Annotated in this window: 15 protein-coding genes; 8 read left to right on the top strand and 7 right to left on the bottom strand. The window is 37.0% G+C overall.

Annotated elements, in window-relative coordinates:
* Window positions 1-12 precede the first annotated feature (12 nt).
* From ACL9RH_RS03700 to ACL9RH_RS03715, 4 genes are all read right to left on the bottom strand, one after another.
* Window positions 13-1,971 (bottom strand): T9SS type A sorting domain-containing protein, encoded by a 1,959-nt coding sequence (locus tag ACL9RH_RS03700; protein WP_422691991.1) that lies wholly within the window; start codon window positions 1,969-1,971, stop codon window positions 13-15.
* Between the two features lie 162 nt (window positions 1,972-2,133).
* Window positions 2,134-3,312 (bottom strand): acyl-CoA dehydrogenase family protein, encoded by a 1,179-nt coding sequence (locus ACL9RH_RS03705; protein WP_422691992.1) that lies wholly within the window; start codon window positions 3,310-3,312, stop codon window positions 2,134-2,136.
* 128 nt (window positions 3,313-3,440) lie between these two features.
* Window positions 3,441-4,229, bottom strand: a complete 789-nt coding sequence (locus tag ACL9RH_RS03710; RefSeq protein ID WP_422691993.1) for an NUDIX hydrolase — start codon at window positions 4,227-4,229, stop codon at window positions 3,441-3,443.
* A 16-nt stretch (window positions 4,230-4,245) separates the two neighbouring features.
* A complete protein-coding gene (locus ACL9RH_RS03715) occupies window positions 4,246-5,430 on the bottom strand; it encodes an MFS transporter (protein WP_422691994.1) in 1,185 nt (394 codons plus the stop codon).
* Window positions 5,431-5,607: 177 nt separating this feature from the next.
* Between ACL9RH_RS03715 and ACL9RH_RS03720 the strand changes: the two genes are divergently transcribed.
* From ACL9RH_RS03720 to ACL9RH_RS03745, 6 genes are all read left to right on the top strand, one after another.
* On the top strand, window positions 5,608-8,520 hold the full coding sequence (locus ACL9RH_RS03720) for a SusC/RagA family TonB-linked outer membrane protein (protein WP_422691995.1): 2,913 nt from the start codon (window positions 5,608-5,610) through the stop codon (window positions 8,518-8,520).
* Between the two features lie 11 nt (window positions 8,521-8,531).
* Entirely contained in the window at window positions 8,532-10,070 is a 1,539-nt protein-coding gene (locus ACL9RH_RS03725; RefSeq protein ID WP_422691996.1) for a RagB/SusD family nutrient uptake outer membrane protein, read from the top strand.
* A gap of 3 nt (window positions 10,071-10,073) precedes the next feature.
* Window positions 10,074-11,498: a glycoside hydrolase family 30 protein gene (locus ACL9RH_RS03730; protein ID WP_422691997.1), complete on the top strand. Its 1,425-nt coding sequence runs from the start codon at window positions 10,074-10,076 to the stop codon at window positions 11,496-11,498.
* Between the two features lie 9 nt (window positions 11,499-11,507).
* A complete protein-coding gene (locus tag ACL9RH_RS03735; protein WP_422691998.1) occupies window positions 11,508-13,730 on the top strand; it encodes a glycoside hydrolase family 3 N-terminal domain-containing protein in 2,223 nt (740 codons plus the stop codon).
* Between the two features lie 61 nt (window positions 13,731-13,791).
* A complete protein-coding gene (locus ACL9RH_RS03740) occupies window positions 13,792-14,601 on the top strand; it encodes a glycoside hydrolase family 16 protein (RefSeq protein WP_422691999.1) in 810 nt (269 codons plus the stop codon).
* A gap of 37 nt (window positions 14,602-14,638) precedes the next feature.
* Window positions 14,639-16,078 (top strand): glycoside hydrolase family 30 protein, encoded by a 1,440-nt coding sequence (locus ACL9RH_RS03745; RefSeq protein WP_422692000.1) that lies wholly within the window; start codon window positions 14,639-14,641, stop codon window positions 16,076-16,078.
* 76 nt (window positions 16,079-16,154) lie between these two features.
* Here ACL9RH_RS03745 and ACL9RH_RS03750 read toward each other — a convergent pair whose 3' ends face one another.
* From ACL9RH_RS03750 to ACL9RH_RS03760, 3 genes are all read right to left on the bottom strand, one after another.
* A complete protein-coding gene (locus ACL9RH_RS03750) occupies window positions 16,155-18,029 on the bottom strand; it encodes a DUF3472 domain-containing protein (protein WP_422692001.1) in 1,875 nt (624 codons plus the stop codon).
* A 223-nt stretch (window positions 18,030-18,252) separates the two neighbouring features.
* On the bottom strand, window positions 18,253-19,062 hold the full coding sequence (locus ACL9RH_RS03755) for an enoyl-ACP reductase FabI (protein ID WP_062670284.1): 810 nt from the start codon (window positions 19,060-19,062) through the stop codon (window positions 18,253-18,255).
* Between the two features lie 120 nt (window positions 19,063-19,182).
* Window positions 19,183-19,482 carry a hypothetical protein gene (locus ACL9RH_RS03760; RefSeq protein ID WP_422692002.1) on the bottom strand — a complete coding sequence of 100 codons (300 nt, stop codon included), beginning with the start codon at window positions 19,480-19,482 and terminating at the stop codon, window positions 19,183-19,185.
* A gap of 139 nt (window positions 19,483-19,621) precedes the next feature.
* Between ACL9RH_RS03760 and ACL9RH_RS03765 the strand changes: the two genes are divergently transcribed.
* Complete coding sequence (locus ACL9RH_RS03765; protein WP_422692003.1) at window positions 19,622-20,179, top strand: DNA-3-methyladenine glycosylase I; 558 nt, start codon at window positions 19,622-19,624, stop codon at window positions 20,177-20,179.
* A 260-nt stretch (window positions 20,180-20,439) separates the two neighbouring features.
* Window positions 20,440-21,711 carry a hypothetical protein gene (locus ACL9RH_RS03770; RefSeq protein WP_422692004.1) on the top strand — a complete coding sequence of 424 codons (1,272 nt, stop codon included), beginning with the start codon at window positions 20,440-20,442 and terminating at the stop codon, window positions 21,709-21,711.
* Window positions 21,712-22,014: the final 303 nt, after the last annotated feature.

The following is a 22,014-nucleotide window of genomic DNA, read 5'->3' on the forward strand; positions in this document are numbered from 1 at the left end:
AGTAAATAAGTGTTATAATTTGATTTTCTGCTGAATGGTTTTTCCATTAGCAAGGGTGATTTGAACAACATATACTCCTGATTCTAAACTTCTTGATTCAAATTGAGTACGGTTAATATCTTGTTGTACAACTAATGATCCAGTAATGGTGTAAATGCTGATATTTTTGATATCATTGTTAGATCTTACCTTAATTTGTCTGTTTTGGGCAAAAATATCCGTATTGTTTTCTGTTGTAGGATGGGAAAGTGTTTTACTGAACTGAAGGTGATAGTAAGGAGTAGCAATTTCAAAGGTATACTTGTTGCCATCCAGATCCTGCAAATTGATCCCTCCATTTTGCTGATACTGTTCTTTCTGAATGGTTTTTACCCAATTTTTATGTTCATCAAAAATATGTACTGCGGAAAGTTCTTCCGGATCTACTTTTAATTTTAAAACCTTATTGTTTTCAGATTGTACAATTTCATTTTCGCTGACTTCTACGGGAGTACTTTTGATGTAGGGAAGTATTTTATTTTCATTATTGTCCGATACTTTCAGAAGATAAACTCCATCTTTCAAAGATGCTACCTGACGTTCATCCCCTGATCTGCTAACTGCTTTTTCTTTATTGAAATCTGTAATTTCAGTCAGTTGCATTGCCCCCAGCTCTGGCTTGATCTGAGAAGAAAATAGGGAAGGTGCTTCTAAAGGGGAAGTCTCTGTTGATTTTTTACTAAGAATAGATCCTGCTATGGCCCATTCATTAAGTAATCCGCCACTTCTCAATGTATTAAATTTGGCATTAGAAGCCAGGGTAAAAGGAATAATACCTCCTACGTGGCCAATAGGTCCCCAGTAAAAAGAATCCAGTTTGTATTTATTCAAATCCCACCATGGGTAATATCCGCGCTGAACTTCAATTGTTTTGGATGTATTCTCCGGTGGAATGGCCAGATCTACAGTAGAATGTCCCAAAGTCATTGGAGTTTTATTATACCAATCATATACATCTTTGGGCTTCATGCACTGTCTGAGTTTATTGTTGGGATTGTTGGTGACATCATTCACAAAACTGTTGGTAAAGAGTTTTCTCCATAGCAAAGGCCCCCAAAGCAATCCTCCATTGTCCTGAACAACATGATAATTATAACGGTCAAGATATTCTGCAGAAATAACTTCTGAAATATCATTATTATACGTTTTATATCCCGTATTGTTGCAGGTGTGAAGCACGTTAGCAAGGAATGAAGTGAAAGGATAAACATCTTTTTCCAGAACTCCTTTATTTAAAGTTACCCCTGAAAAATCGTAAGGACCGTCACCCATATAAGCATATTTGAACTTGATATTATTTGGATTCGAACTGCTTAACTTCTTTAAAGTAGACATTGCAGCATGAGCGCCTTGTGAATATCCGGCTAAAAAGTATTCATCATAACGTTTTATATTCAATTGTACTAACGCTTTGTTGGCAGCGGTAATGAAATCTATCGTAGCTCCGGCTTCTGTTGCATAATCCACATACGGATGAACGCCTTCTCCAGTTCCCATCCCAACATAATCAGGAGCCATTAAAATATAGCCATTGAGGACGTAAGAAAGCTCAACGACAAATCCTGCGCTAAGAGCTCCTTTAAGGTTGGAGGGAACATTATGTCTGCTGTCGGTTGTTCCATGGTCAGATACTACGGTTGAAAGCTTGAAGCCTACATTAGGATACATGAGAAGTCCCGTAGCTTTTACCAGTATATTTTTTTCGTTCTTAGTGTAATAAGTGATTTTATACCCCTTTAAGCCTACATTAAAGCTGTTGAGGTAGCTCACAAAATCCGGAGCATTCTGTTCGCCAAGATTATTGGCTATGAAATTGATAACTCCTTGTGGCGTTAAGTCCAGTTTCTGTTCTGTACTTACCAGGTCACCGGCCTGCTGAGCAAAATAAAAAGGCGCGGCAAGCCCTAATAAAAAAGTAGTAATTTTTTTCATATTGATGATTTTTTGGTTGTATCAAGGTAATAACTTTAATAAAATATTAAAAATATTATAACATTAATAACTATTCATAGAATATCAATTCTCTGCAATGTGAGTAAAATAAAAGAGTCCGACCTTCTGGCCAGACTCTTCTTATCTATTTTTGTCTTGTATTTAGAATGCGTTGATTCCGGTAATATCTAAACCGGTAATCAGTAAATGAACATCGTGGGTTCCTTCGTAGGTAATAACCGACTCCAGGTTGGCAGCGTGTCTCATCATCGGGAATTCTCCCATAATTCCCATACCTCCCAAAATCTGTCTGGATTCTCTTGCAATTTCTATCGCCATATGCACGTTGTTACGTTTTGCCATAGAGATTTGAGCAGGAGTTGCTTTATGATCATTTTTAAGAGTTCCTAACTGAAGACACAGCAACTGTGCTTTGGTAATCTCTGTAAGGAATTCTGCCAATTTTTTCTGCTGAAGCTGGTAAGATCCAATAGGTTTTCCGAACTGTTTTCTTTCTTTAGAATACTGAACAGCAGTACAGTAGCAGTCAATAGCAGCACCAATTACTCCCCATGAAATTCCGTATCGGGCAGAATTTAAGCAAGATAAAGGTCCTTTAAGTCCCGTTACCCCAGGAAGTAAGTTTTCTTTCGGTACTTTTACATCATTGAATACCAATTCTCCTGTTTTAGAAGCTCTTAAGCTCCATTTATTATGAGTTTCCGGAGTCGTGAAGCCTTCCATTCCTCTTTCAACAATAAGTCCCTGTACTTTTCCTTCCTCATTCTTTGCCCATACTACAGCGATGTCGCAAAGAGGAGAGTTGGTGATCCACATTTTAGCCCCATTCAAAAGATAGTGATCTCCCATATCTTTAAAATACGTTTCCATAGAGCCTGGATCTGAACCGTGGTTAGGTTCAGTTAATCCAAAAGATCCAATCATTTCTCCTGCTGCAAGCTTAGGCAGATATTTCTTCTTCTGTTCTTCAGAACCGAATTCATTGATAGGAAACATCACCAAAGAGCTTTGTACTGAAGCTGCAGAACGTACTGCAGAATCACCTCTTTCCAATTCCTGCATGATCAAACCGTAAGAAATCTGGTCTAATCCTGAACCTCCATACTCAACCGGAATATAAGGACCTAATGCTCCAATTTTCCCTAATTCTCTCATAAGGCCAGGAAGATCTGTATGATTTTGAGCGGCCTGATCAATCTGCGGCATTACAAAACTCTCCACCCAGTCTCTTACAGATTGGCGGATCAGTTTGTGTTCTTCGGTAAGTAAAGCATCAATTCCATAATAATCTGGGATGCTTGTAAGAGGATAATATGACATGATTTTTTGATTTTGTTAAAAGTAACATTTTTCGTGGTGTCTGGAAAATTTTTTTGAAAACTTATATTAATGCTGGTTTTCAGAAAGATAATGCTTCTTTTGCTGGGTTATAGATTAAATTCTACATTTTAAGACTCCTCATCATTGGATATAGGATACTGATTGGTAGAATTGTGAACTTCTGTTTTAAATTTATACAAGTAAGGCGCTTTATTGGCCGAGCCGTCATACAATTTTTCGAGTCTGTCCAGAATATTAAGGCTTAAAATCTTTCTCTGGAAATTATTTCTCCTGAATTTTTGTCCTAAAATCGTTTCATAAAGGGCCTGAAGATCCTTCATCGTAAATTTCTCAGGAAGCAGATTACTTGCAGCGACCTCAGTGTTGATATTCATTCTCAAATATTCCAATCCGGTTTCTATAATCCTGTCGTGATCGAAAGCCATTTGAGGTAAATTGCTTACTTCAAACCATTCGCAGCTTTCGTTGAAAGCATCGGGAAAAGTATTGGTTAATGAAAAATCAATAAGGCTGCAGTACCCAACAGTGATGAATCTCTGAAAAATCCAGTGATCTTTCGGAACCTCTATTCCTTTATTTTTAAGAAGAATCTGATGAACATTATTTTCTGTACGGTCTATTCTCCCGAAGGTATGAAACTGTTTCAAAAATAAACCTTTAAGATGACTTCTTTCATACAAAACCCTTTCAGCAGCTTCTCTTAAATCTTCATCGTTGAAAACAAAACCACCCGGCAGCGACCATAAGTTAAGATCGTGATATTTTAAAAGAAGTACTTTCAGAATATTGTTATGAAAGCCAAAAATGGTGCAGTCAACGGAAATATGAGCTACAAAATCTTTGGTATCGATAAGTTCACGAAGCGTTTCTTTACTTTTTGTGTCTTTGATTTTCATGGCAGTAAAAATAAAACTATTTTCTTTTTGTGAAAGTAAAAAATACTAAACTAATCACAAAAAGAAGAATTACAGAGGATAAGATGTATAATGGATAGTAATTTAACAATTCTTTTCCGAACAAAATAGCCATAATAATAGAGCTGATAGAACTGCCTAATGAAGAGAAAATAACAATCAGAGAAGTGAAAAGATTGATTTTTTCTTTATCCACCTGGGCAATCATTTTGGAATTGATCACAGGATACAGCGGCGACAGAAAAAGCCCGATCACCGGAAATAAAAAGAGAAGAGGCTGGGAATCCTGAGAATCAAAATACTGTATTCCGACAATAGTAATAAGTAAAACAATGATCAACGATATACATGCGATATAGTATCTGGGTAATGAGAATTTTCGGATGATATTAGCCGTAATTGTTCTTCCGGTATAAGAGAAAAGCGAAAGAAAAGAAGTCGCCTGAAGAGCAAAAAAAGAATTAACCTTCAAATGATTTTTGTAAAAAGACGGAAGCCATGAATTAAATCCCTGCTCCACAAAAACAATACAAAAGACAACACCCAAGAATAGAATAACGGAGGGAGTTGCAAATCCTGAAAGTTCAGATCGTATTTTTTTATTTTCCAGTGATTTAACTTCGGATATTTCAGCTTTCGAAAGCAAAATGATAGTAACAATAGATAAAACAGCAATAAACAAGAACCCAAATTTCCAGAATTCGGAATATTGACTTGAAATAAGCCATCCAAAGCCTGTGTTGACCAGGAAAATTCCTATCATAAACGAGGCTTCTACATTATTCATAGTCTTAGCCAGCGACTTTTCATCTGAAATATTGTTTCTGATGATCCCGAAAACACATATTTTTCCAATCGCAAAGCAGGTCCCGATAATGGCAAACCATAGCTTATAAAACCAAAAAACCTCGACAAAAGGAAGAAGACAGGAACAGAATCCTACAATTGCCAACGCAAAAATTAACGCTCTTTTTGCTCCGGTTTTATTGATAAAACTCACCGCAAAAAGAGAGATAAAAGCGATGGGAAGATCCTTAAAAGATTCCAGAAATCCCAGCTCTCCATAGGTGATATTGGTGTCTGCAAGCTGAAGAATTAGAAGCCCCATACAGTTGAGGACCATCGAAAAAATGAGGAAGGTTAGCTTTAGCGGAAGAGAAATTTTTGAAAGCTTGGACGTCATTTTGGGAGTTTAATTTATTGATTTTTTTAAATTTTTTATAAAATTTTAACGCGAATATAGGGCTTCTAACCCTGAAAAATAAACGAAAAATTAAAATATTTGTGAATGGAATGTTAATTAATTAAAAAAAAATATATTTTTATTGTCTCAATTTGAGAATTAAAAAACTAACTGTATATGAATTTAAGAATATCAAGTAGTCTGGGTATGGTTGCAGTGCTGTATTTTACGGCAAATTTTAATGCACAAACCAGCGTTAAGGACACCGTTCCAAAAGAAAATAAAATAGAGGAAGTTGTAATGATCGGTTACGGCAGCCAGAAGAAAAGTAATGTTACCGGAGCAATATCAAGTGTAAAAGCTTCGGATATTGAAAATGCTCCTACAGCAGGAAGGCCAGAACAGGTACTTCAGGGTAGGGCTGCAGGGGTTTCTGTTATATCCAATTCAGGTCAGCCGGGAACTGCCGCTACAGTGCGTGTTCGTGGGATTACCAGTTTTGGTGCCGGAAGTAATGATCCGCTATGGGTGGTAGATGGAATTGTCGTAGATAATATTGGCTGGTTGAATCAGTCTGATATTGAAGGCATGGAAATTCTTAAAGATGGAGCTTCTGCTGCAATTTATGGAGTATCTGCTGCAAAAGGAGTTGTTCTGATCACCACCAAAAAAGGAGCAAGAGGAAGGCTAAATCTTTCTTATAATGGATTTATGGGAGTAGGAAGTGCTGCCAAAAAACTGGATCTTCTGAATGCTTCACAGTATGCTACCATTATGAATGAAGCTTACACTAACGAGGGAAAAACCCCTGTATTAGGCAATCCCTCATCTTATGGAGTAGGAACAGATTGGCAAAAACAGATTTTTAACAGTGCACAGCGTCAGTCTCATGAATTCAGTATCAGTGGAGGAAATGAGAAATCTACTTTCTATTCATCTTTTGGATATTATGATCAGGATGGTATCGTCTTAAGAGATATTTCAAACTATAAAAGAGTTAACGCTAGATTAAATTCAACCCATAAAGTTTTTGATTTCCTTACCATAGGCCAAACTTTCGCTTATACACACACAAGATCTCAAGGGATTACAGATAATGGAGAATTTGGAGGGCCTCTAAGTTCAGCCATCAATCTTGATCCGCTTACACCAGTAGTCGTAACGAATGGAATTAGCAATCAACCCAATTCTAGTGATTATATCAACAATCCTAATTATGTGAGAAATCCTTATGGAAATCCTTATGGAATTTCACAATATGTAAGTAAGGAGATGAGTAATCCACTTGCTTTCCAGGAAACTCAACGTGGGAGGTTCAAGTGGTCTGATGATATAATAGCCAATGTTTTTGCTGAACTCAAGATTAACAAGCATATCACTTTCAAATCCAGTATGAATGGAAAGCTTTCTTATTGGGGAGAGCAGATTTTTACTCCTGTTAATTTCCTAAGTACAGCGAATAAAAATGATTTTAACAGCTTATACAGGCAGATTGATAAGAAATTCGAGTGGAGTACAGAAAACACAGCAACCTATCAGAACAAATTTGGATTGCATAATTTGAATGTGCTTATAGGTCAGGGATATTATGAGTATAACATTTCTTCAGGACAAAGTACAAGATTTACGAATCTCCCTGTCAATAACTGGCAAGATGCCTCTTTCAATTTTGATATTTCTCCTGAAAACAAAACAGGTAATGCTTGGGACGGAAAGGTAACTCATAAAGCATCTTATTTTGCCAGAGTAGTGTACGACTATGATAACAGATACCTTTTTACAGGAACAATTCGTAGAGACGGTTCTTCAAAATTTGGAAGAAATAATCACTGGGGGAACTTCCCGGCAATGTCTTTAGGATGGAATGTTTCCAATGAGAGCTTCTGGCCACAAAACAATGTTGTTAATAGCTTTAAATTGAGAGGAGGTTACGGAGTTTTAGGGAATGATGCTATTGAGGATTTCCAGTTTGCCAATTTCCTGATTGCTGGAAGTAACTATACTTTCGGAGATAATATCATTCGTGTCGGATATGCACCAAGTACTCTCGAAAACCCGAATTTGAAATGGGAAAGAACATCACAGTTCAATATAGCAGCAGATTTTAAATTTTTCAGAAACTTTGACCTGAGTGTTGATGTTTACAGAAAAAAAAGTACAGATATCTTAAGAAGAGTTGAGCTTCCTGGTTACTTAGGTCTTATTAATAATCCATTTAGAAATATTGGGGATATGAATAATGATGGAGTAGAAGTGAGTCTAGGATACAAAAAGAACTGGAGCGACTTTGGCTTCTCTGTGAATGGTAACTTCGCCTATCTGAAAAATGAAATTACAAGACTTGAAGATGACAGACCCTATGTAAACTTTGCTGGTTTCCAAACATTGGGAACTGTTTCAAGATTACAGGTTGGGGAATCCTATGGTTCTTTCTATGGATTTAAAAATTTAGGAATTTTCCAGAATCAGGCAGAAATTGATGCTTACAGAAATGCTAACGGAGGTCTTATTCAACCGAATGCAAAACCTGGAGACTTCAAAAGATTAGATGCCAATGGAGATGGTGTAATTGATGAAAAAGATTATGTAAACCTTGGAAACTCAGTGCCAAAATATACATTTGGACTTACCATCAACATGAATTATAAAAATTTCGACTTGATGATCTTTGCACAAGGACAGGCAGGAAATAAAATCTTCCAGGGGCTAAGAAGGCTTGATATTCAGGAATCGAACTATCAGACAGCAATCTTAGATCGTTGGACAGGAGAAGGAACTTCTAATACCATTGCCAGAGTTACAAGAGATGATAATAATCAAAACTATACCAGAATGTCAGATTATTATCTTCAAAAAGGAGATTATCTACGTCTTAAATTGGTACAGTTAGGATACACGCTATCTAAAGAAACGGCAAAAACGATTGGAGCTTCAAAAATCAGGTTGTACGTAACCGCAGAAAACCTAGTTACTTTCACGAAATATACAGGATACGATCCTGAAATTGCAGGAGCTGATACGTTTGGCATAGACAGAGCCTTCTACCCACAAGCAAGAACTTTCCTTTTTGGAGCTAGTGTTCAATTTTAATATTTAAAACAATGAAAAATAAAAGATTTATATATAAAAGTTTATCCGTTCTATTTCTAACAGGTATTAGCTTCGGAGCCGTATCTTGTAACAATAGTAATCTGGAAGATGTGAAAAACACAGGAACCTTTGATACGAGTAATTATTTCAAAAACGAAGAGCAAGCATTTGGAGGACTGGTGGCCACTTATGATATGTTGAGAAAATACTCCGGGGGATTTGAAAATATGGTAACCTTCTTCAACGGAGCATCTGACGATTTCTACTCAGGTGGAGGAAACTCTTCAGATGGTGCTGGTATTCAGGGCTTCTCCAACTACTCAATTAATCCAATTATTATGCCTGCAAGTTATTGGAAAGATTATTATCAGGGAATTGCTAAAGCCAACCTTTTATTAGATAGAATTTCAAATGCTAATATGAATGATCAGACAAGAAAGAGATTTATTGCAGAAGCTAAAGTATTAAGATCATTATATTATTTTGAATTATTGAGAATGTTCAAAAATATTCCTCTTATACTTAAACCTGTTCTGGTTACGGATGATTACTATAATATTCCTCAGGCAAAACCCGAAGAGGTTTATGCTCAAATAGAAGCAGATATTTTATCCGCAATTAATGATCTACCTATTACAACAACATCTGCTTCAGAGAAAGGACGAATTACTCAAGGTACAGCAAGAGCTATTTTAGGAAAAATTTATCTATATGATAAAAAGAATACAGAAGCAGCAGCTCAATTTGAATTGGTAAATGGTACACCAGGGAGCACAAGCCAATATGGATATAAATTGGTGAGTAATTTTGCTGATTTATGGAAGGTTGATAATAAATTTACTACAGAATCTGTTCTGGAAGTAATGCATACCAATGTAAGTAATGCAGACTGGCCTGTTTGGGGCTCTGGTAAAGATGAAGGAAATTCTATCAATGTAATGTTAGGAATTAAATCTTACGGAAGAGTAGCCAATGTACCTAATAATGATGCACCAGATCTTTACGCAAGCTGGGGATTCAATCCTGTTACAGATGATCTTTTCAATTTTATGCAAGGAGATCCTCGTTTAGATCCGACTATTTTTAATGGTAAAAAATTCAAAGAGGATGGAAAAATTACATACTCACCAGGGTATAAGGATACTGGATATTTCTTAAATAAATATTTACCTAGAAATGCCGATAAATCTAATTTGCCGGGACCTACAGAATTAAATTTCCGTCAAAACTACATAGCCATCAGATTGGCAGATACCTATTTGATGGAAGCTGAAGCATTAGGAGGTGTTGGAGGCAGAGCTCAGGCATTGTTAGATGCCGTAAGAGCCAGAGTAGGATTAGCATCAGTTCCTGTTTCTATGCAGGCGATTAAAGATGAAAGAAGAAGAGAATTGGCAGGAGAAGGACACAGATGGTTTGACCTTGTAAGATGGGGAGATGCTCCGGCAAAACTTGGCGCCAGAGGATTTAAGGCAGGTAAAAATGAAATTTTACCAATTCCTTTCAATGAGTTGACAAATACAGTTTTAAAACAAAACCCAGGTTACTAACACATGAAGTTTCACAACTTATATAGTTTCTTTAGAGGTGCCGCACTACTTAGTGGTGTGGCCCTTTTTCCTTTATCATGTACATCAATAACATCACATAAAGGAAATGAAGTCCAGTATTGGCTTACCAAAGGCGATGAGACCGCAAAATTACAACTGCAGGCTCCGGTTAAATTTATCAATACATCCAACAGCTTTCAGAATATTGAAATTGATGACGCTCAGAAGTTTCAATATGTTGATGGTTTTGGATATACCTTAACAGGAGGAAGTGTAGAAGTTATCAACCGCTTATCACCAGCCAAAAGAAAAGCTTTGCTGAACGAACTTTTCGGAAATGATAAAAACTCAATCTCCATCAGTTATTTGAGACTAAGTATTGGAGCTTCCGATCTGGATGCTGAGGTATTTTCATATGATGATCTGCCGGCAGGACAAACTGATGCTTCACTTTCAAAATTCAGTTTGGCAAAAGATAAAGCACTCATTTCGATGTTAAAAGAGATTTTAGCAATCAACCCCAATATTAAAATCATTGCTGCACCATGGTCTGCACCCGTTTGGATGAAAGACAACGGCCAATCAAAAGGAGGGAGCTTAAAACCTGAATTTTATGGAACCTATGCCAATTATTTTGTAAAATATATTCAGGGGATGAAAAAAGAAGGAATTACCATCGATGCCGTCACTCCTCAAAACGAGCCGCTGCATCCAGGTAATAACCCAAGTCTTTATATGCCGTCTGCCCAACAGGGAGAATTTATTAAAAATCATTTAGGGCCAGCCTTTAAAACAAACAATATCAAAACAAAAATTGTTGTATACGATCACAACTGCAACAAACCGGAATATGCCATTGATATTTTGAAAGACGCGGAAGCCAATCAATATATAGACGGATCTGCTTTCCATTTGTATGAAGGAGATATCTCTGCGCTAAGCACAGTTCATAATGCTTTCCCTGATAAAAACCTTTATTTTACAGAACAATGGACCGGTTCAAAAGGTACTTTTGAAGAAGATATCAACTGGCATACCAAAAATGTAATCATTGGTTCTATGAGAAACTGGAGCAAAATTGCTTTAGAATGGAACCTTGCCAACGATCCAAAGTATGCGCCACATACACCAGGCGGATGTACAGAATGTAAAGGTGCTATCACCGTTTCAGACAGCGAAAACTTTACAAGAAATGTGGCATACTATATTATTGCCCATGCTTCCAAGTTTGTTCCCGCAGGTTCTCAGCGAATCGCTTCTTCACAAACAGAAAATCTTTCAACAGCAGCTTTTAAGACTCAATCTGGGAAAATAGTGCTTATTGTTCAGAATAACAATAAAGAAGATGAAAATTTTAACATTAAATTTGCCCAAAAAACCGCTACAGTAAAGATTTCCGGACGTTCCGCAGCAACTTATATTTTTTAAAATAAAATTATGAAAAGAGTTTATTTCTTACTGGCAATTTCAACTTTTGGAATCAATGCCTACGGACAAAAAACAGTAGATCAGAAGGTAGCAGAATTACTTTCTCAAATGTCTCTGGAAGAAAAAGTAGGACAGATGGTTCAGTACAGCGGTTTTGAATATGCCACCGGACCTCAGAATTCTAACTCTGCAGTTGTTCTGGAAGAAATAAAAAAAGGAAAGGTAGGCTCCATGCTAAACGTTGCCGGAGCTGAAGAAACCAGAGCCTTTCAGAAACTGGCTATGCAGTCGAGGTTGAAAATTCCTTTACTGTTTGGTCAGGACGTTATCCATGGTTATCGTACAACCTTTCCTGTCAACCTTGGCCAGGCAGCAAGCTGGGATTTGGGAATGATAGAAAAATCAGAAAGGATTGCTGCTACAGAAGCTTCAGCTTATGGGATTCACTGGACGTTTGCCCCTATGGTGGATGTTGCCAGAGACCCAAGATGGGGAAGAGTGATGGAAGGTTCCGGAGAAGATACTTATCTCGGCACCAAAATAGGATTGGCAAGAATCAGAGGGTTTCAAGGTAAAGGTTTGGGAAATCTTGACGCCGTTATGGCCTGTGCAAAGCACTTTGCCGCCTATGGGGCCGCAGTGGGAGGAAGAGATTACAATTCAGTGGATATGAGTCTCAGACAGCTGAACGAAACTTACCTTCCTCCTTTTAAAGCAGCCGCTGAAGCAGGAGTCGCAACTTTTATGAACTCTTTCAATGATATCAACGGAGTTCCTGCTACTGCCAATCGGTATATACAGAGAGATCTTTTAAAAGGAAAATGGAATTATAAAGGATTTGTCGTTTCAGATTGGGGCAGTATTGGGGAGATGGTTCCTCATGGTTATGCCAAAGATGCTAATGAAGCCGCTGAAAGAGCAATTCTTGGAGGAAGTGATATGGATATGGAAAGCCGTGTTTATATGACAGAACTTCCAAAACTTGTTAAAGAAGGAAAAGTAGATATTAAACTGGTTAATGATGCAACAGGAAGAATTTTAACCAAAAAATTCGAAATGGGACTTTTTGATGATCCTTACAGATTCAGTAACGAAAAAAGACAAAAAGAGCAGACCGATAATCAGGAAAACAGAAAATTCGGAAGAGCCTTTGGTTCTAAAAGTATTGTTCTTCTGAAAAACCAGGGAAATATTTTACCCCTTTCAAAAACTGCGAAAACAGTTGCTTTGATTGGTCCCTTTGGGAAAGAAACGGTTGCCAATCACGGATTCTGGTCTGTTGCTTTTAAAGATGATACCCAAAGAATCGTTTCTCAGTTTGACGGTATTAAAAGTCAGCTGGATAAAAATTCCACTTTATTATATGCAAAAGGCTGTAATGTAGATGATCAGGACAAAACATTATTTGCTGAAGCCATAGAAACAGCTAAAAAAGCCGATGTAGTTATTATGACATTGGGAGAAGGACACGCCATGAGTGGTGAAGCCAAAAGTAGAAGTAATATTGGCTTTTCCGGAGTTCAAGAAGATCTTTTAAAAGAAATTGCCAAAACAGGAAAACCAATTGTTCTGATGATTAACGCAGGAAGACCATTGATTTTCAACTGGGCATCAGAAAATATTCCTGCCATTATGTATACATGGTGGTTGGGAACTGAAGCGGGAAATTCAATTGCAGATGTTCTTTTTGGAAGCGTTAATCCGGGAGGAAAACTTCCGATGACTTTTCCAAGAACAGAAGGTCAGATTCCCATGTATTACAATCACTACAATACAGGCCGACCTGCAAAAAATAACACAGACAGAAACTATGTTTCCGCTTATATTGATCTTGATAATGATCCTAAATACCCATTCGGTTACGGTTTGAGCTATACGGATTTTAAATATTCTGATATGGTTTTAAGTTCAACACAACTGAAGGGAAATCAGACGTTAGATATCAGTGTAACGGTTTCCAATACCGGGAAATATGACGGTGATGAGGTTGTACAGCTTTATATCAGAGATCTGTTCGGTAAAGTAGTAAGACCGGTAAAAGAATTGAAAGGTTTCCAGAAAATATTCATCAAAAAAGGAGAAAGTAAAAAAGTAGATTTTAAACTGACTCCAGAAGATCTGAAGTTTTTTGATGATCAATTGAATTTCGACTGGGAAAGCGGTGAATTTGATATTATGATCGGAACCGATTCTCAACATGTACAAACCCAAAGAATCAACTGGGTGAAATAAATTGAGCAAGATAAAGGCTGTAAAATAGTTTCAGACAAAACTTAATGACCATTAAAACGATATGAAAATTAAACTCCGAAATACTGTTCAATGTTGTACTGCTGCACTCTTACTTTTGTCAGCGGTCAATTGCGCTTCAAATAAAACAGATTCCAACAGAAAGCTGATCTGGAGTGATGAATTTAATGGAAAAGGTCTTCCGGATTCTTTAAAATGGAAGTATGACGTTGGCGGCGGCGGTTACGGTAATAATGAAGCCCAGTTTTACACTAAAAACAGACTGGAGAATGCCAGAATGGAAAACGGAAATCTGATCATTGAGGCCAGAAAAGAAAATTGGGAGAACAGTAAATATACTTCGGCAAGACTTTTAACCAAAGGAAAGTTCTCTTTTCAATACGGAACAGTAGAAGTTCGTGCAAAACTTCCGAAAGGACGTGGAACATGGCCTGCCATCTGGATGATGAGCGAAAAGATGAAAAAATGGCCGGATGATGGTGAATTGGATATCATGGAGCATGTTGGTTTTAATCCTGGATATATACACGCTTCGGTTCATACCAAAAAATACAATCATATTCAGGGGACACAGAAGACCGATACTTTGGTTGTAAAAGATGTGAGTGAAAAATTCCATGTGTATAAAGCAGAATGGACTCCCGAAAAAATAGATGTTTATATTGATGATCAAAAATTTTTCACCTATGAAAATAAAGAAAAAACCTATGAAGCCTGGCCTTTTGACCAACCGTATTTTATTATTTTGAATCTGGCAGTTGGAGGTTTCTGGGGCGGAAAAGAAGGTATTGATGATCAAATTTTCCCACAAAAGTATTATATAGATTATGTAAGAGTCTATCAGACTCAATAATGAAAAAGAGGACTTATAGAGTCCAAAATAAAAAATCATGAGAAAACTAATTGTAAGTTGTTTTGTAGTAGGCATTGTGATGAATGTAAATGCCCAGAACTATTGGAAAAAACATGAAGGGAAAACAGCTAAGGTAATTCTTACCAACTCTAAAGTGAATGAAAAAATGGCAGATAAAGGTTCCGTAAAGTTTGAACAGTTCGGGCAGCCGAAGGAAACGGATGCCTGTATTTTCATTGCCCCTAATTTTAAATATCAAAAACTGATAGGGATTGGAGGCGCCATTACAGATGCTTCTGCAGAAACTTTCTATAAAATGCCTAAAAACAAGCAGAAAGAAATCCTCGAAGCCTATTTCGGTAAAAACGGATTGGGATACACTGTCGTTCGTACCAATATGAACTCCTGCGATTTCTCGAGTGATTCCTACACTTACGTATCGGACAATGATACTTCATTGAAGACTTTTAATATTGCTCATGATGAGAAATATAAGATCCCGATGATCAAAGAAGCTCAGAAAGCGATTGGAAATAACTTTACATTTTATTTTTCCCCTTGGAGCCCACCAGCATGGATGAAATCTAATAACAGCTTATACAAAGGAGGAAGACTGGAAAACAAATTCTATCAAACCTGGGCAGATTATTATATCAAATTCATTAAAGAATATGAGAAAAGAGGAATCAATATTTGGGGCTTAACGGTTCAGAATGAGCCCATGGCCACCCAAAGTTGGGAATCCTGCATCTATACAGCTGAAGAAGAAGGTGAGTTTTTAAAGAATAATCTTGGACCAACGCTTTGGAAAAACGGATACAAAGATAAAAAAGTAATGATCTGGGATCATAACAGAGATTTGATTTATCAAAGAGCCACTACCACATTAAGCGATCCTGAAACATCAAAGTACGCTCATGGAATTGGTTATCATTGGTATGAAACGTGGAATAATAAAACTCAGCTTTTCGACAACTTAGCTGAAACCCACAGAGCTTTTCCTGATAAATTTCTGGCCTTTACAGAAGGATGTAAAGAACAGTTCAATATGGACAGAATTTATGATGTAAGCCTTGGAGAGTTGTACAGTAAAAATATGCTGAACGACTTCAATAAAGGGAATGCTTTATGGACAGACTGGAATATCCTTTTAGATGAAACAGGAGGTCCTAACCACAAAGGAAATTTTTGTTTTGCCCCCATCATTGCAGATACCAAAACAGGAGAGGTTTTCTATACTTATGAGTATTATTATATAGGCCATGTTTCAAAATACATTAAGCCTAATGCTCAAAGAATTGGAAGCTCTTCCAACAGAGCTGCCTTAACGTCTTCTGCTTTTATGAACGAAAACGGACAGTTGGTGACCGTCATCATGAACGATTCAGATAATGACATTGATACCAATCTATGGATCGAAGGAATGGCTGCGAAATTAACAGCCCCAGCACACTCTATACAGACAGTAGTTTTATAACATCATATTAATATTATTTTGACAGAATCGGCGGCCTCGAAGAGGTCGCCGATTCCCATTCATATCTATTTGTAATTTATTGCACAGAAAACTTTCCTGAAAGAGTTCCGTTGGTATTTTGAGCACTATAGAAATAAATTCCGGCTCTCATTCGCGAAGTAGAAATGATGGTTTTACCTGATTTTGCCTGTTGGGATTGTAGGGTTAATCCTTCAGAGTTGACGATTGTTACTTCGTAATTGCTGCCATTTTCAGGAAGATTGATGGTAAAAGCTTCACCTTGCTTTACAGGATTAGGGTAAACGACAGAAGTAGCCTCCTGTTTTGCAGAAGTACCAGAAGTTGCTGTGGTTACCTGCTCAAGTACCCACTGATGATTCACTCCGGCAGAACCATTCATATCCTGATCCCAGATGTTGATATTAGTCCCCGAAGTTTGTGAGTTGGCAGGATTATCCATTGCTTTCATATTCGACAATGCTGTTCCTATGACAAACGTATTTGACGCATAAGGTCTTAATACCCATTGTTGATTATTACCCCCATGTTTTGGGTATTGTATCAGCGTAGTGCCATTAGCTGTATTGGAACCTGGAAGATCAATCGCTAAACCAGAGGCACGATTGATAATAATATAATTATTTCCTGTTTTTTCCAGTTTCCATTGCTGAGCTAGGTTACTGTTGAAAGGATACTGAACCATTTTGGTACTGGCGGTCGTACTGTAATTGGCAGGACTTATGTATTGACTGCTTCCCACACATTTTATTCGGTAGTAGGCATTCGGATCAATAGTAGGTGTCGTTACAATAGAATTTATGGTTAAATTATTATACCCAAAATTAGAAGTTTGCTTAAAAATATCTTCCAATACAACACTTACGTAGTATTTTCCAGGCTGAGAATTAGCAGGTAGCGGCACCTGAATACTTCTCTGATCAGGACGAATACCCGTAACCGCAGCTACCGGAGTATAAGAATTTGCCCAACTGGCTTCAGTGTATAATGAAACTTTATAGGAAAACTGTGGACTTGTAGTTTCTGAATTCGCCCATGTCACATTCACTGAATTATTTGAAGTATTGTAGGATGAGGAAACAGTAGTCACTACAACAGGTGTAGCTGTTCCGGGCTTTGTCCCTTCTTGAGTAATTCCGTTAAACGTGATGGATCCTCCGGAAGGTGCCGGAGCTGTTCCACAAGAGGTTACCTTAATCGCTGTGTTGTTAAATGCTGTTTCAGCTCCCCAGGATCCTGTTCCGGCAGAAGCAGTATATCTTGAAGGTTTCGACCAGTTTCCCTGTGTATTCATACTCCAGAAATTTCTGAAATATCCGCATCGGGTTGCTTTGCTGGCAGCAGAGTTCCAATTTTCTACAAAACCTCCTAATTTGGTTCCCGTGAACTTGGCATCATTTTCAGGGGTAACAATAGTGACATAATGTTTCCATTTTCCAGTACTATAATCAAACATAAAAAATCCTATTCGGGTTTTTCCATCACCGGTAGACCATCTTCTTACGACAGTAGCATACCACGTTCCGGGAGTCCATGGCATTGGATTATCTGTGTGAAGGCCCGTTCCTTCGCCTCCGAAACCATCTACAAACGTATTAGGAGCGGTATACTCGGTAGTACATTGAGGGACATTGGTATCCTGTAAATCCCACATTGAAAAAATGTTATTGTAGATTTCATTCTGCTTATACTGAATTCCTGCATATCCGCCCCGCGGACCCAGAGAAAAATTCAGGGTAGAGTAGTAAGTATTTACCTTTTTGCAGGTATTGTCTGCCATTACTTCAGAATACCAGAGCTCACCGGAGTTGGCCATATCAAAACCTTCCAGATACGGACCCCAACTTGGGCAGGTCTGCGCATGAGAAGAATTGAAGAATGAGGACGCAGCAATAAGAAGTATTGCGCTACAAGACTTAATTTTTTTTTCCATAAATAGATAAGTTGGTTTGGTAATATCAATTTATGGATATTTTGAATATTTAATAAATATTTTAAATTCATATTATTAAATATTGGAATTATTTTTAAAAATGCGATATATGGTTGAAATATATTTATTTACGATCATAAAAAAAGCAATGCATCATAAATGCATTGCTTGTATCGAATAGGATTGCTCCTTTATTGTATTGAAAAAATAATCTTTCTGATGATTATTCAGCGTCATATTTACTGATTACTCTCTGAGTAACCCCTGAGCTGCTGAAACCTCCATCATGGAAAAGATTCTGCATCGTTACTTTTTTAGTAAGATCAGAGAAAAGAGTCACACAGTAGTCTGCACACTCAAGAGCGGTAGCATTTCCTAGTGGAGACATATCTTCTGCATATCCAAGGAATCCTCCGAAACCTTTCACACCACTCCCTGCAGTAGTCATGGTAGGAGACTGAGAAACGGTGTTTACACGTACTTTTCTTTCTCCCCAGTAGTTTCCGAAAGTTCTAGCGATACTTTCAAGATAAGCCTTATTATCAGACATATCATTATAATCCGGGAATGTTCTTTGAGCAGCAATATAAGTAAGCGCCAAAATACTTCCCCATTCGTTCATACAGTCTTTTTCCCAAGCTACACGCATTACTTTGTGGAAAGAAACAGCAGAGATATCCCAACCTTTTTCCAACCAGTCATAGTTCATTTCTGTATAATGTTTTCCTTTTCTTACGTTGATAGACATTCCGATAGAGTGAAGGATAAAGTCGATTTTTCCAAATTTTGCAACAGCGGCATCAAAAAGTTTTTCAAGATCTTCTATAGAAGTAGCATCAGCACCTATTACTTCAGAGCCTGTTTTTTCTGCTAAACCATTAAGTTCTCCCATTCTTAAAGCGATAGGAGCATTAGATAAAATAAATTCAGCACCTTCTTCATGGCATCTTTCAGCAACTTTCCATGCGATAGATTGTTCATTAAGGGCTCCAAAAATAATTCCCTTTTTGCCTTTAAGTAAACCGTATGACATAATTTTTTAATGTTTATTATAATACAAATGTAGCAATAATTGTGCTTATGGCATAATAAAAAATGGAGCCTTAGCAATTTAAGACTCCATTTTCTTGAAAATATTTATATGACTGAAATTTTAATTGGTTTTCTTGTTCCATTCTGCCTTCACATCTTCTGCAGCATCTTTTGTTTTTTCCCACGCATCGTTGGCTTTATCTTTAATATCGTCCCAAGCATCAGAAACATTATTTTTTACTTTGTCGAACCAATCTTCCTGCTGTGCTTCTTCATCATTGGATCTTTTTTCGTTAATATAATCCTTAGCTCTGTCCGCCAGTTCTTCAATTTTCCATTTTGTATTGTCCGCTGCATTCTTTAAAGAATTTTCCGTGTTGTTTACTGCATTTTCCGCTTTGTTGTATTCCGAATTGTTCATAATATTAAATGTTTTGTTGTGTGATAGGAAATAAACAAGAACCATTCCTAAAACCGGGCAGTTTTGTTAAACTTTTCATAATGTTTTGTTATCTTTTTCTAAATTCACATTTATATTAATTTATAAAAATTGAAAACATATGGATAGAATACGTTGCGGATGGTGCGAGAAAGATGAGTTGTACAGAAAGTATCACGACGAAGAATGGGGAAGACCGGTTTACGATGACGAAACTATATTTGAATTTCTTATCCTGGAATCCTTTCAGGCAGGATTGAGCTGGTATACTATTCTTGCCAAAAGAGAAAATTTCAGAAAAGCATTTGATCATTTTGATTACAAAAAAATGGCCTCTTATTCTGAAGAAAAAATAAATGACTTAATGAATGATCCCGGAATCATTAGAAACAAACTTAAAATACGGGCGGCTATTACCAATGCTCAAAGGTTTATGGAAGTACAATCAGAATTCGGAAGTTTCTCTCATTATATATGGGGTTTTACTGATGGGAAAATTGCAGATCATGCTCCCAAAACGGTATCAGAGATTCCTGCTACTACAAAAATTTCTGATCTTATTTCTGCAGATTTAAAGAAAAGAGGGTTCAAATTCATGGGTTCTACGGTAGTTTATGCCCATATGCAGGCTACTGGAATGGTGAATGACCATTTAGAAAGTTGTTTTATTAGAAAATAAATCATTTTAATTTATTCAATTTTATGTGATATTTGTTGTAAATACTGCAAGTGTTAAATTTTGTTCACAAAGTGAGTTATCTTTAAACGTTCATGAACAGTTAATATATAACTTGTTGATCTGTAAATATTTTTCAATGTTTGGTGACTAACTTGTATTTTATTCACATTAGTGTGTTTTTAATTGTCAAATTTTCAATTAAATTGCGATTTTATTAAAAATTTGTATATTTGCGACCATAAAAAACGTGTGTAATGTCAATGAAAAGCAAATTTCAGGTAAGTCTTCTATTTTCTTTATTTATTATTTCTACTAAAGCTCAGGTTGGGATCGGATTATCACAGCCAGACAGCTCAGCAATGCTTCATGTTAAATCAACAAATAAAGGAGTGCTGCTTACAAGTATTGCTTTGAATTCAGCTACAGACAATGTTACAGTTCCTTCTCCGGCAGATGGTCTTATTGTGTGGAACAACGGTAACGGAACTTTGCAAGAAACAGGATTTTATTATTGGTTTAATGCAAAATGGAATAAAATTTTAACAAATTCTGGGGATACAACAAGAGTTGATGACGGTACAAGCTGGAATCTTACGGCAACCAATGCCGGAAACTATGGGGGGGCCAATACTAATCTTGCTTTAGGAACAAAAACCTATGATGACTTGGTGTTTAAAGTGAATTCGGTTATTGCAGGAAGATTAGGTGTTGATAATTCTGTAAGTTTAGGATTGGGAGCCAATGCAGGTCAGAATGGTATTGCTATTGGAAGTTCAAGTTCAGCATTTGAAGGAATATCTATTGGTACTGCAGCTTCTGTTTCTGCAAATGAAGCATTGGCGATAGGAAATAAATCTACAGCGGGTAGTTTCAGATCTACCGCAATTGGATATCATGCACAAACCAGTAAAAATGAATCTGTAGCTATTGGAAACGAATCTTCTGCAGGAGGATTTCAATCTTTAGCATTAGGATATAACGCGAAAACAAATACAAATAGCGAAACTGCTTTAGGATATAACGCAGTTACCGATAGTCAAAATTCAACCGCTTTGGGTTCTGGAGCAAATGCTTTAGGTCAGTTTTCAACAGCAGTAGGATATGGAGCAACTACTTCACAGGCTAATGCCATTATTTTGGGGAATAGTAATGCTAATGTAGGGATTGGAACAGGTGCGCCAAATGTTTCTGCAAAACTTGATGTAAACGGACAGTTTAAGTTAGGTGAAAAGGGAAGTGTACAGAAAAGTCAGATCAGTTTCGAAGCTTGGCCTGGAGTATCAATCAACAATTTGCCTCCTGGAAAATCGACAACAATTGATATTCCGGTTCCGGCAGGGTATCAGCCGGGGTCCACCAGAGCAGTGGTAACGGTTTCGCCAGCGGGAGATTTTATGGGGAATACCTCTTTTTCTATTTCAAACCCAAGAATGACTTCTGCTTCCAGTATTACGCTTAATCTTACCAATATTTCTGGGAATGCCAATAGCTTGTATTCCGGACATTTTTATGTAATGATCAATGAATTTTAATGAAAATAATCGAGATATTATAGTTGATATGGTGTTGGGGCTTCCAGTTTTGGAGGTCCTTTTTTCTTTAAAAATGGTGAATATCATTCATTAAAGGTTTTTATTTCTTAGCACTTTAGTCCACTTTAGAAAATATAAGAAGATACCGAACAATTGAGTTCACATAAGATGAAAATCTCCGATTTTCAATGCCGCTTCAGTCTACTTCTTATACACAATGTTGATAACTTAAATAGCTTAATAGTAAAAAATATAGCCCATAGATCAATCTACGGACTATATTTTTGATAATATTTATATGTT

It is taken from the genome of Chryseobacterium sp. Mn2064 (assembly GCF_049319685.1).
GTDB lineage: Bacteria > Bacteroidota > Bacteroidia > Flavobacteriales > Weeksellaceae > Chryseobacterium.